9 protein-coding genes and 1 other RNA gene are annotated in these 11,976 nt (G+C 32.9%); 2 read left to right on the top strand and 8 right to left on the bottom strand.

Going from position 1 to position 11,976, the window contains the following annotated elements; translation table 11 throughout:
• Positions 1-18: 18 nt before the first annotated feature.
• The 8 genes from ACP3TL_RS04510 to ACP3TL_RS04475 all read right to left on the bottom strand — a co-directional run bounded on the left by ACP3TL_RS04510 (position 19) and on the right by ACP3TL_RS04475 (position 8,786).
• The gene (locus tag ACP3TL_RS04510) at positions 19-3,459 is read right to left on the bottom strand and encodes a dynamin family protein (RefSeq protein ID WP_285325674.1); all 3,441 of its coding nucleotides are present in this window, start codon (positions 3,457-3,459) and stop codon (positions 19-21) included.
• A gap of 339 nt (positions 3,460-3,798) precedes the next feature.
• Positions 3,799-4,434: an SDR family oxidoreductase gene (locus tag ACP3TL_RS04505; RefSeq protein WP_046465348.1), complete on the bottom strand. Its 636-nt coding sequence runs from the start codon at positions 4,432-4,434 to the stop codon at positions 3,799-3,801.
• 311 nt (positions 4,435-4,745) lie between these two features.
• The gene (gene rarD, locus ACP3TL_RS04500) at positions 4,746-5,651 is read right to left on the bottom strand and encodes an EamA family transporter RarD (protein ID WP_046465349.1); all 906 of its coding nucleotides are present in this window, start codon (positions 5,649-5,651) and stop codon (positions 4,746-4,748) included.
• Positions 5,652-5,689: 38 nt separating this feature from the next.
• Positions 5,690-6,823, bottom strand: coding sequence for a THUMP domain-containing class I SAM-dependent RNA methyltransferase (locus tag ACP3TL_RS04495; protein WP_277579898.1), 1,134 nt, complete (start codon positions 6,821-6,823; stop codon positions 5,690-5,692).
• A gap of 171 nt (positions 6,824-6,994) precedes the next feature.
• Positions 6,995-7,370, bottom strand: an RNA gene (gene rnpB / locus ACP3TL_RS04490) — RNase P RNA component class B.
• Positions 7,371-7,507: 137 nt separating this feature from the next.
• A complete protein-coding gene (locus ACP3TL_RS04485) occupies positions 7,508-7,873 on the bottom strand; it encodes a DivIVA domain-containing protein (RefSeq protein ID WP_046465351.1) in 366 nt (121 codons plus the stop codon).
• Between the two features lie 11 nt (positions 7,874-7,884).
• Positions 7,885-8,451: an SLOG family protein gene (locus ACP3TL_RS04480; protein ID WP_021339200.1), complete on the bottom strand. Its 567-nt coding sequence runs from the start codon at positions 8,449-8,451 to the stop codon at positions 7,885-7,887.
• Positions 8,448-8,786, bottom strand: coding sequence for a DUF1798 family protein (locus ACP3TL_RS04475; protein WP_046465352.1), 339 nt, complete (start codon positions 8,784-8,786; stop codon positions 8,448-8,450). The genes ACP3TL_RS04480 and ACP3TL_RS04475 overlap by 4 nt, the downstream gene beginning before the upstream one ends.
• A gap of 249 nt (positions 8,787-9,035) precedes the next feature.
• Here ACP3TL_RS04475 and recU point away from each other — a divergent pair, with 249 nt between their 5' ends.
• Both recU and ACP3TL_RS04465 read left to right on the top strand, forming a co-directional pair.
• Positions 9,036-9,662 carry a Holliday junction resolvase RecU gene (recU, locus tag ACP3TL_RS04470; RefSeq protein ID WP_046465353.1) on the top strand — a complete coding sequence of 209 codons (627 nt, stop codon included), beginning with the start codon at positions 9,036-9,038 and terminating at the stop codon, positions 9,660-9,662.
• Positions 9,659-11,902 carry a transglycosylase domain-containing protein gene (locus tag ACP3TL_RS04465; protein WP_046465354.1) on the top strand — a complete coding sequence of 748 codons (2,244 nt, stop codon included), beginning with the start codon at positions 9,659-9,661 and terminating at the stop codon, positions 11,900-11,902. The genes recU and ACP3TL_RS04465 overlap by 4 nt, the downstream gene beginning before the upstream one ends.
• The last annotated feature ends 74 nt before the right edge of the window (positions 11,903-11,976 follow it).

Raw genomic sequence — 11,976 nt, 5'->3', positions numbered from 1 at the left:
TGTGTACCTCTTTCTTATTTACAATAACACTTTTAATTGTGCATTCGTTTCTTGCAATTGTTGAATCAATGCATCATCGATTTCAAATGATAATAATTCTTTAATTTGACGATGAATATCACTTTCAAATTGCTTGAATTTTGTTTCAGCATTTTCGTCCATAACTAAGACAATTTCATTGAGTGCTTTTCTAAGATCAGCAATACAAGGAGCGAGCAACTTGATTGTTTCTTGTGTAATTTGTTCTTGTAATTCACCCTGTGTCTTAGGTTGCAGTATATTCTTTTTAGAAAGTGACTTAGGTAATGCATCAATCATATGACTTAACTCCACTTTTAAATAAGGTTCATCTAATTCAATATTGTTTTTATCAAATTCTGGTTCAATAAATACATGCAATTGTTCAAGTTTTTGTTTCAATGGCGCAATTTCATTATGCAATTGTTCGTGGAAGTATTTTTTGACGCGTTCAACAAGTAAGGATTGCTCCAAGTACAAGCGTTGATGAATTTGATCTAAATAAATTTTCGTAGATAGTCGTTTTTCTTCGTTGAAGTTACTGTTTTTTGTCATTTGTCCATTATAAATAGATTTGACTTCATCTTGTAATTGTAATTTCAAGCGTTCGTTTAAATGATAGATTTGGTCTTCTACTTCATTTGAAGCACGTTGTTCTGCAGTTTGTAATATGTTATAACTCAACACTGTTGATTGTTCATAATTTTTTAATTTTTGTTTACGTTGTTCGATTTGAGCTTTGTTGTTCGTTGTTTCTTCAATCAGTTGCTCAAACGCTTCGGAAATATGTGTGAGTTGTTTTAACATTTGTTGTTGGAGTATATATTTAGATTCAACTTGAGTAAAATATTGAATACTCTCCTGTAATTTATCGATACCTTTATCGCCAGACTTAAGCGCCTCTCTACTAGAAACAGCAAAAATATCTGAATCCATGTTGACTTGAGTTAAAGCATCACCAACATATTCTATCACAGCATTTAAATCTTCGTCAGTTTCTGCTAAGTCGGTCGCATTTATAATCATTTTGAAGGCTTGATTTTCATTTAACTGGTTCATTTCTTTCATGTGTTCAATAAAGCGCTTGTCATTATTTGTAAACGAATGATTAAAATAACTAACATATAAGATTAAATCTGAAGATGTCAGTATTTTCTCAGTTTCGTTCGTATGACGTTGATTATTTGAATGTAGACCTAGAGAATCAACGATGATTTTATCTTTTAACCATTCTATTGGTAGTTTAAGATGCACTGTATTTACAAACGTTGCATACTCATCTTCTGCACTCCACTTTTTAATGTCGTCTTGCGGAATAGTATGTGTTTGTCCTTCTTCTAACATGCGTTTATACATACTGTAATGTTTTTCAACTGCGTTCACAAAAGCCAATTGATTTTTTTCCAAAGTTGCTTTGATTTTATCTGTATTTTTACTTAAAAACGTATCAATACTTTCAAATGTTTTATTTTCAATTTCGAAAACTTGATTCAACTCATCTAAAAGTTGCTCAGATGATTTAAGGGTTATCTGACTTTCATGACCATAAGTTAATTCAGTCATTGCTGCAGTGGTTGGATTAGGAGAACTGACTAAGTGCGAACCACCTAATAGCGCATTAATTAAACTACTCTTGCCTGCGCTAAATGTACCAAAGACCCCTATTTTTACAACTTTATTTTCTAATCGAGTCAACGTATCATCAATGTCTTGTTTTGTTTGTTCGAATAATGGGATATCTTGAATTAATTCAAGTGCATTTTTGATGTTTTGGGTATTATCTTGGTTATCGTAATGTGTTGCAACTGTATTTCTCTTACTCATCTTTACAGTATCAGTATTGTCTTGTGCTGTGTAATTGATTTCTGTTCGATCTATTAATTTATCTAAAGAGTCATCCATATGAATATAATAATGCATGTAGTTTTGTGTTTCGAGTGACTCTCTCAAATTGCGCATTTCCATAAATTTCACATAATCATTATAATCGTCTTCTTGTTCTGTGCCGATATCATTTGCTTGTGAATGGTTAATGGCTTTTTTAAATAATGGATCAGATTCTTTTGCAATGAATTTTTTGAGTGAAGCCATCAAATCATCTGCAAATGTTAAAACGTATTGATTACTAATCGTTATTTGCATTTGATATAAATCAGTTATGAGTTCTGGGTGTATTGTATAATGCTGATTAAGAATGTCATCATTGACCTCTGAAGAATTTATAAATCGTGTTAAAAATGACATATCTTCTCTTAGTGGTTGTCTGACTTCTTGATTCACTTTGTCTTGGAGTTGTTCAACAACTGCTGTTAATCTCTTTTGCTGTTCTTCTAATGTTTTTTGTTTTTTATTAAATAAACCACCGACTTTAAAGTCTTTCGTACGACTTTCTAAATAAATTTTGATTTTTTCTCTCGTGTCATGCGTCATGATATATGCATTATCTAAAATATCTTTACGTTTTTGCTTTAAAAAATCATATAATTCATCAGGGTTATTTAATAACTTGGCTTCTTCACTGACCTCTTGATTTTGTTGGAAATTGAGATAAGCTTGATCAAAATCCGCTTCGAAAATATCAAGTTGTTCTAAAATATCTTGAATTTCATATTGAACATAAGATAATTGTTCATCAGTAATAAATTTAACAATTCGTTCCACATAATCCTCGATAGATTCTCTATGGGTGTCTTTTTCAATCAAATAATTAGAAAGCGCGTTAATTTCATTATATTCATGCTCATATTTTGACACATAAAAAATTTGATCTAATTCGATTTCCCACTCAGCGATTGATTTCTCTACGCGATCTTTAAATGTCTCAAAAGTAATTTCTTCTTCGCTATGTTTATCTATTTGATTAATTACAAATACCACAGGCACATTTGCTGCATTTAACTGTTTCATAAATTGAAAATTTAAAGCTGATTGAACGTGGTTATAATCTACTGTATAAAAAAGTACATTACTCGTATACATAAATTCCTCGGTGCTTGATTGATGTGTTGCAACATTAGAATCTACACCAGGTGTATCTTGTAACGTGAAACCTTTTTTGAATTTGTCTGATGGAAATTTTATTTCTACAGATTCTACATCTATGTTTTCACGATTCATTTGTTTAACTTCATCGTAATTATTTAATAATGTATATTGTTGATTGCTCAAGTTTGCAATAATTCCTGGTTCGTCTGACACAGAAACAATAGCCGTATTGCTTGTTGTTGGTACAGGTGAACTTGGCAAAATACTTTCTTCTAAGAGTAAGTTAATTAAAGTAGATTTTCCTGCTGAGAAGTGGCCTACAAAAGTGGCAGTGTATTGTTCTAAGTACACCTTTTTAATAACTTGATTGATGATGTGGACAAGACGTCCATTATTTGATTTTTCAACTTCTTTTTTTAGTTTATATAAAATATCGAGTTGCTCAGTATTAGACATGATATGTATCCCCTTTGATTACTTGTATGTAATTAATCTTATTGTATAACAAATTATTGTTTGTCTAAAGGTAGTAAGTGAAATTAACTTTCTTTTAATTACGTATTAATGATAATTTGTCTTAATGTTACGTTGCGTACGTAGTGTATTCTAATCACTAGGCTGATTATTAAAATATGTCGTTATCATATAAACGGCTGTAATAAAAAAGTCACTCCAAACACATTTGGAATGACAACAGCATAAGATAGTTTATGATGAGCTATCTTATATATCCGCTTCAGTATTGTTAGTCTGTCTATTGGTTTACTTACAGCCTTTATATACACTTACTTATTATTAACTCCCTTTAGGTTTACTGTAATCAGTATTAGGCTTATTGATACCAATGTTTTCTTTTAAATAAAGGCTTGGATCTTTAGCGATTTTAACAGCGACAGCTGCTACACTTTTTCTAGATACTTCTGTACCTTTGAAGGATTCATTTTTTTGAGTGATTTCATAATCAATCTCGTTCGTATGAGTTAACCACGCTGGTCTAAAAATAGTATAATCTAGCCCTGAATTTTCAATAATGTCAGCTGCTTCTTTATATACAGGTAGTCTATCACCTATTTGTTGTTGGACCCATTCCCCAAATTCTCCTGGTACTTCATTATATATACCTAAAGAAGTTACGAAGATTAAACGTTTCACATCATTTGTTTGCATTGCTTTTACAATAGTCGATGCTTCTTTATCAAGATCACCTGATAGACTAGCTATAACGATATCTACATCGTCCATTGCACTATTAACATCATCAAAGTTAGTAGCGTCACCTTCACGCACACGAATTCTATCTGATGCAAAGTCAGGTAATCTATTCGCATCTCTTAAAAATAATCTTAAGGTATAGGATGTGTTTTCTAAAAAAGAATTAATAGCTGCTTTAGAAACTGCACCATTTGCCCCTAGAATTAATACTCTTGTCATCCAATCACTCCAATATCATTTTATCGTTACAATAATTTTACTATATAATCAAAAATGTTTTAAGTCTCTTTTTATCTCCTAAATCTGAAGTACGTTTGTTACATATAATCTGTTTATACTCACAGTACTATAGTTAACCTCTTTACCCCCATATTAAACTTAAAACATACTTGATTACAATCTGATTGCTTAATTGATTACTATAATGTATTGAATTGAAAAATCCCTAGATATGTTAAACAGTTCTTAAGTATCAACTTAATACAGTTTTCAACATCTAGAGATCTAATTGTAATGATAAACTTAAATTACTAACGAATTACAGGGGTTTTATCTTTCTTAATTTTAAAGTACTGTGAAATGCTATAGACAATAATACCAATCCATATAAAAATGAACGTTACTAACTGGTCAATATTAAATGGTTCTTTAAATAAGAATATCCCTAATATAAACATCAACGTTGGAGCAATGTATTGTATGAAGCCAGTTAAAGACAATGGAATTCTACGTGCGCCTGCTGAAAACAGTATTAGCGGTATCGCTGTAATCGCCCCTGAGAATAATAGCCAAAATGATGAACTATTGACTCCTAGAGAAGAACTCCCTTGTTGCCATATATACCACAGATATATAAAGCCTGCTGGAGCAGTAGCAATACATTCTATAGTGATACTGCTAATGGCATCTATCGGCACTAGTTTTTTAATTAATCCGTACAAGCCAAACGAACTTGCTAATAATAAGGAAATACCTGGGAATACACCCATTTTCAATGTCATGTAGAGCACACCTATAACTGCTAATGCAATTGCGATCCACTCTAATTTATTAAAACGTTCTTTCAAGAAAATAAGCGCAAGTATTATACTTACGAGTGGATTAATATAATATCCTAAACTCGTTTGCAGTACATGACCATTTGCTACAGCCCATATGAATGTGCCCCAGTTAATTGTAATTACATAACCTGCTGCAATAATAGCAATGAGTTGAATTGGATTTGTAAAGAGTTGATGAACATCTCGTTTAAAGGGTCCAGTATTTTTAGTGAACACTACAACAAATAGCATAAATATCATCGAAAGCACAATTCTATATGCTAAAATTTCAAATGCGCCTAAATCTCTAATTAAATCCCAATATATGGGTAGAACGCCCCATAATATATAAGCAGCAAAAGCGAATACGATACCCTTTTTAAATTCAGTGTTCAAAAGATGCACCTCTTTCTACTTTTTCAATCTATTAAATTTTAATTTTGAGGTTTTCTTTTACCCCAATACTGATAATACGTACATTCAATATATCCATTAAATAACTTCCTACGCTTAGTTGCCTTTTGGTTAACTAAATGTTCAAATTCTGTACTACTTGTCAAAATATAAGTAGATAGATGAGGATGTTGTTGCATTAGTTCACCAATATAGCGATACATAACTTCTACTTCATCACGGTCACCGATACGTTCACCATATGGCGGGTTACCTATAAGTGCGAGTGGCTCCTCTGTATCTATTGTAAGTGTATTAACATCTTTCACGCTAAATTGAATAATATCAGCTAATCCAACTTCTTCAGCGTTTCTGCGTGCAATATCTATCATTTCTGGATCGATATCCGAAGCATAGATTTCAAGTTTTCTATCGTAATTAGCTTGTTGATCTGCCTCGTCTCTCATTTCGTCATATAAATTGTCAGGCATCATGTCCCATTTTTCAGAAACAAAATCACGATTAAATCCAGGGGCAATGTTTTGCGCGATTAAGCAAGCCTCTATTGCTATTGTGCCTGAACCACAGAATGGATCTATTAACGGCGTATCACCTGTCCAATTCGCTAAACGAATTAAACTTGCTGCAAGTGTTTCTTTAATTGGTGCTTCACCCTGAGCTAAACGATAACCACGTTTATTCAATCCTGAACCAGAAGTGTCTATTGTAAGAAGTGCATTATCTTTTAATATTGAAACTTCCACTGGGTATTTTGCACCTGTTTCATTTAACCAACCACGTTCTTGGTACGCGCGTCTTAAACGTTCAACAATTGCTTTTTTTACAATTGCTTGGCAATCAGGAACACTAAACAACGTCGATTTCACACTCCGACCTTGTACTGGGAAGTTACCATCTTGTTCAACAATTGCCTCCCATGGTAAAGCCTTTGTTTTTTCAAATAACTCATCAAATGTAGTGGCTTTAAATTGACCTACTACAATTTTAATTCTGTCGGCTGTACGTAACCATAAATTACACTTAACAATTGCAGATTCGTCACCTTCAAAAAATATTCTGCCATTTTCGACAGTTGTTTCATAACCTAATTCTTGAACTTCTTTTGCCACAACTGCTTCTAATCCCATAGGACATACGGCTAATAATTGATACATTAGTTTGCTCCTTCTTTAATAAAGATTTACTTATATTTTATCAAAAAAATTTTTAAATAGATATGACATTGTACTAAGTTCTAATGCAACTCAGTTTAATGAATATCTTCTATAACTTTAGAAATTAAAAAAGCTCTCCTATGTGGGAGAGCTTGGATCTAGTGATGATATTTCTGTAAGCCATGTTTTGTACCGTTGTACTGCTATCGTGTACTAGATACACTCGTACGCTGGTGGTAACCATCTGTCTACATGCTTTTAAAAGCATGTCCTATTTATACGTTGAATTCCGTTAAATAAGTGCTCCTACCTAATTTGGATTGCTCACTCGAGGGGTTTACCGCGTTCCACCTTTTATATTTCTATAAAAGCTACGTCACTGTGGCACTTTCAAACTATTTTAACCGTATCTATAAGACTTAGGTTATTTCATTGCCGTCAAATTAATGCCTTGACTTATTTTTTCATCAAGCACGAACACTACAATCATCTCAGATTGTGTGAGCATGGACTTTCCTCTATATTGCTATAGCGATCACCCAAAACACCATCTTTGAAAGTATACCATGCTTTAGACGGCTAAACAAACAAAATAAACCAAGTTTTGAATGAAATCAAAACTTGGTTTTATGTAGATGAAGCTATATCTACGATTTGCACACACTATAATCATTCATTAGCGTGTTATTTTCCAAATACCGCTTTTTCTAAGTTAGAAATTCTTTTTAGAATATCAACATTATTATTATTATTATTATTGTTGTTATTACTCTTAGTTGCAGCATTACTATTGGAAGAGAAATTCTTATTTTCTTGTGGTCTTGACGTTGCTACACGTAATCTAAGTTCTTCAAGTTCTTTTTTTAGTTTATTGTTTTCTTCGGAAAGCTTAACAACTTCACTATCTAAGTCTGACATTTTTTGATAATCCGCTATGATGTCGTCTAAGAAGGCATCGACTTCTTCCCTTCTATAACCACGTGTCATAGTTTTTTCAAAATCTTTTTCATAAATATCCTTTGCTGATAATTTCAATGAAATATCTGCCATTTTTTCCCACCTCATTCGAAACTTTGTTCTTGAGACCACTGTAAATCATTGATGAACTCAGTTAATTCATCGAACGTCACAATGTCACAAGTATAATTTGTTTTTTCCATAAAATCAACTAACATCTGCTTGAAGAATTTTGGACTTGCTTCTTGCTCCTCATCATATATTAATAATGTTTGATCTGTGTGATCTAACATGAACTGATCTGTCTGTTTAAATTGATGAGGTCCTTCGTATGGTGAATGAAACACACTATCTACAAAATCAGCCTTTTGTGTGATATTTTGATATTTAGCTTGATTTTGTTCGTTCCATCTATCGCTGTGACCATAAAACGGCGTTATAATACCCAATTTAAGTTCTGGATATGTTGCTTTCAAATCAAGTACTACTTCTGCTGTCCATAACTCTATACCCATCTGTCCTTGTATTAATACCCATTCTAAGCCTTCTTCAATCAATTGATTTAATTTATGAGCTATAAATTTTTTTAAATAGGAAACTTCTGGAGCATCATCTTTGAAAATATTAAGTTCATAAGATTTATAGCCTGTGACATAAACTGTTTTTATCATAGATACAACTCACTTCTTTGAATATAGCTTAAATCATATTGAACAGCCTTTATTTTTTCTGTGAATAACTTTCTACTTGAGCGCTTAAAGTGGCACTCCACAGATAATTCTTCGATATTAGAAACTAATAAATCAAATTTTTGTTTGTTCATATATTGCAATTGAAGTATTTGAGTTTCATATTGAATAAAGGATGTGAGCAATTCATCAATATTATTCGTGAATGGGACGACAACAGAATAAAAATCATAATCTTCGCCAGATGCTTTTACGGATTCATATTTATCTTGCATAAGCTGTACATCATCTAATAATTGCGTAATTAACTGTTGCATGAAGTTTCCTCCTACACAATAAATTTACCATAAAAGACAATGTGCGTCATTTCTAAAGCGTCGTCTTACAATTATGTTATAATAGCGCCTTATTTAGTTCCAAATATTGTTTAATTATGCAAAGCACGTTAAAATGTACTTGATGTATTTGTAAATACATTGATTCATATTTCAAGGTTTGGAAAAATTTGCCAAAGTCGGGTATAATGGAAAAAGTTTTTGATTTCCAAACTAAAGTGGTGAAAAACAATGAATTACCCTAATGGGAAACCATTTAATAGAAATAAGTCTCAAGTCGGACGAACTCATAAGGGTCAAACGGGTAAAATAGACTATGGTGGCAGAGGTATGTCGCTTGAAAACGATATCGAACTGTCGAACACTTACTATTTGAACCATGGAATGGCGGTTATACATAAAAAACCAACGCCTGTTCAAATCGTAAATGTTCATTACCCTATGCGAAGTAAGGCTGTAATTAATGAGGCTTATTTCCGAACGCCGTCTACAACTGATTATAATGGTATTTATAATGGACATTACCTTGACTTTGAAGCGAAAGAAACGAAAAATAAAACTTCTTTCCCATTGAGTAATATGCATGAACACCAAGTTTCACATATGGCGTCTTGTTTCAAACAAAATGGAATAGTATTTTTATTAATTCGATTTAAAACGCTTGATGAAGTATATCTACTTCCCTATTCTAAGTTTGAACACTTTTGGGAAAGACATACGAATAACATTAAAAAGTCGGTAACGGTTGAAGAAGTAAGAAAAAATGGTTACTATATTCCTTATCAGTATCAACCACGATTGAATTACCTCAAAGCTGTTGATAAGTTGATATTAGATGAAAGTGAGGACCGCGTATGACGGAGAAAAAAAGGACTTCCCAATCTAAAAAGAAAGGTAAGTCCGAGCAAAAAAAGAATAGGAATATTAAACGAACGATAATCAAGATAATTGGCTTTCTTATCATTGCCTTCATTGTCTTAGCGTTAATAGGTATCTTGTTATTTGCTTATTATGCTTGGAAAGCTCCAGCATTTACTGAGTCAAAATTACAAGATCCAATCCCAGCTAAGATTTATGATAAAGATGGAGAATTGGTGAAAACAATTGATAACGGACAACGACGTGAACATGTTGAATTAGATGAAGTACCTAAAGCAATGAAGGATGCTGTTTTGGCTACAGAAGATAATCGCTTCTACAGTCATGGTGCACTTGACTATAAACGTCTGTTCGGCGCTGTTGCCAAAAATATTACTGGTGGATTTGGTTCACAAGGTGCATCGACTTTAACACAACAAGTTGTTAAACGATCATTCTTGACAGATAAAAAATCTATCGCACGTAAGGCACAGGAAGCATACTTGTCATACAGATTAGAACAAGAGTACAGTAAAGATGAAATATTCGAAATGTACTTGAATAAGATTTATTATTCTGATGGTGTTTATGGTGTGAAAGCGGCAGCTAAATATTACTTTGATAAAGAATTGAAAGATTTAACTTTAACTGAGGAAGCATACCTTGCTGGGTTACCACAAGTACCAAATACGTATAATGTTTATGATAATCCTGAAGAAGCGGAATCACGTAAAAATACTGTGCTATATCTCATGGAATATCATGATAGGATTTCTAAAGAAGAGAAAGAAAAAGCACAAGATACTAAAATTCAAGATACACTTGTTCAACGAACTAATGAAGAACGACAAGTAAGCAATGATGATTCTAAAAAAGAATATGATTCATATATTAATTTTGTGAAATCAGAGCTTATGAATAATAAAGCGTTCAAAGGTGAAGATTTAGGATCTGTATTAAATAGTGGCATTAAGATTCATACGAATATGGACAAAGATGTTCAAGATACATTGCAAGAACGTATAGATAATGGTAGCTACTATAAAAATGATGATCAACAAGTTGGTTCATCTATCGTAGATAGTGAAACTGGTGAACTTGTTGCAATATCTGGTGGTAGAAATTATAAAGACGTCGTTGATAGAAACTTAGCAACAGATGCACACCCTACCGGATCGTCATTAAAACCATTCTTATCTTATGGTCCAGCAATTGAAAACATGTCTTGGGCAACAGACCATGCCATGAAAGATGAAGAAGAATATCAAGTTGATGGTGTTACATTTAGAAACTATGACTTGGAAAGCCACGGAACGGTTAAACTTTATGATGCATTACGTCAAAGTTTCAACATCCCTGCCTTAAAAGCTTGGCAATCAACAAAAGAAAATGCTGGAAACGATGCACCGAAGAAATTCGCTGAAAAAGTAGGATTAGAATACGAAGGAGAGATTGGACCTTCTGAAGTATTAGGTGGTTCTGCATCTGAGTTCTCTCCTACACAATTAGCATCAGCATTTGCTGCAATAGCAAATGGTGGCGAGTACAACAATGCACATTCAATTGAAAAAGTTGAAAAACAAGATGGCGAAGTCATTGAATATGACCATACAAGCAAAAAAGCTATGAAAGATTCTACTGCTTATATGCTAGCCGAAACACTTAAAGGTACATTTGAGGCTTATGGCTCTGCATATGGACATGGCATTTCTGGATTAAACATAGGTGCTAAGACAGGTACAGGTACTTATGGTCAACAAACTCAGCAACAGTATAATCTACCTGATGATGCTGCTAAAGATGTTTGGGTTAATGGTTTCACTCCTAAATACAGTATGTCTGTATGGATGGGATTCAATGAAGTTAAACAAGGCGGAACAAACTCATTTGTAGGAAGTGATGAACAAGAATATCCTCAATTCCTATTAGAAGATGTAATGTCTAATATTTCACCGCGCGATGGTGAAGACTTCACGAAACCAGACTCTGTTAGCGGAGACAGTAAAGATAATTTATCAGTTAAAGGTGAACCTGATGACAATACAACTGATAATGATCCTAAAGGTCAAGGCAGTAACAGTGATTCAGACAGTGACTCAAACAGTAATTCTGAGAGTGATTCAGACAGTAATAGTTCAAGTAGTAACAATACTGGTAGCACAAATACCAATAATACAAGTGGCACAAACACTACCAATGCAAATAGAAGTGGAACAGCTACTTCAAATAGTACACAATAATAAGACTTCAGTTTTAAAAGACTCGGTTTCCATATTAATTGGAATCGGGTCTTTGTTTTTAGTTAAAGTATATT

The organism is Staphylococcus caseorum, assembly GCF_049943195.1.
Taxonomy (GTDB): domain Bacteria; phylum Bacillota; class Bacilli; order Staphylococcales; family Staphylococcaceae; genus Staphylococcus; species Staphylococcus equorum_A.
This window is presented reverse-complemented; position numbering and strand designations above follow the sequence as displayed.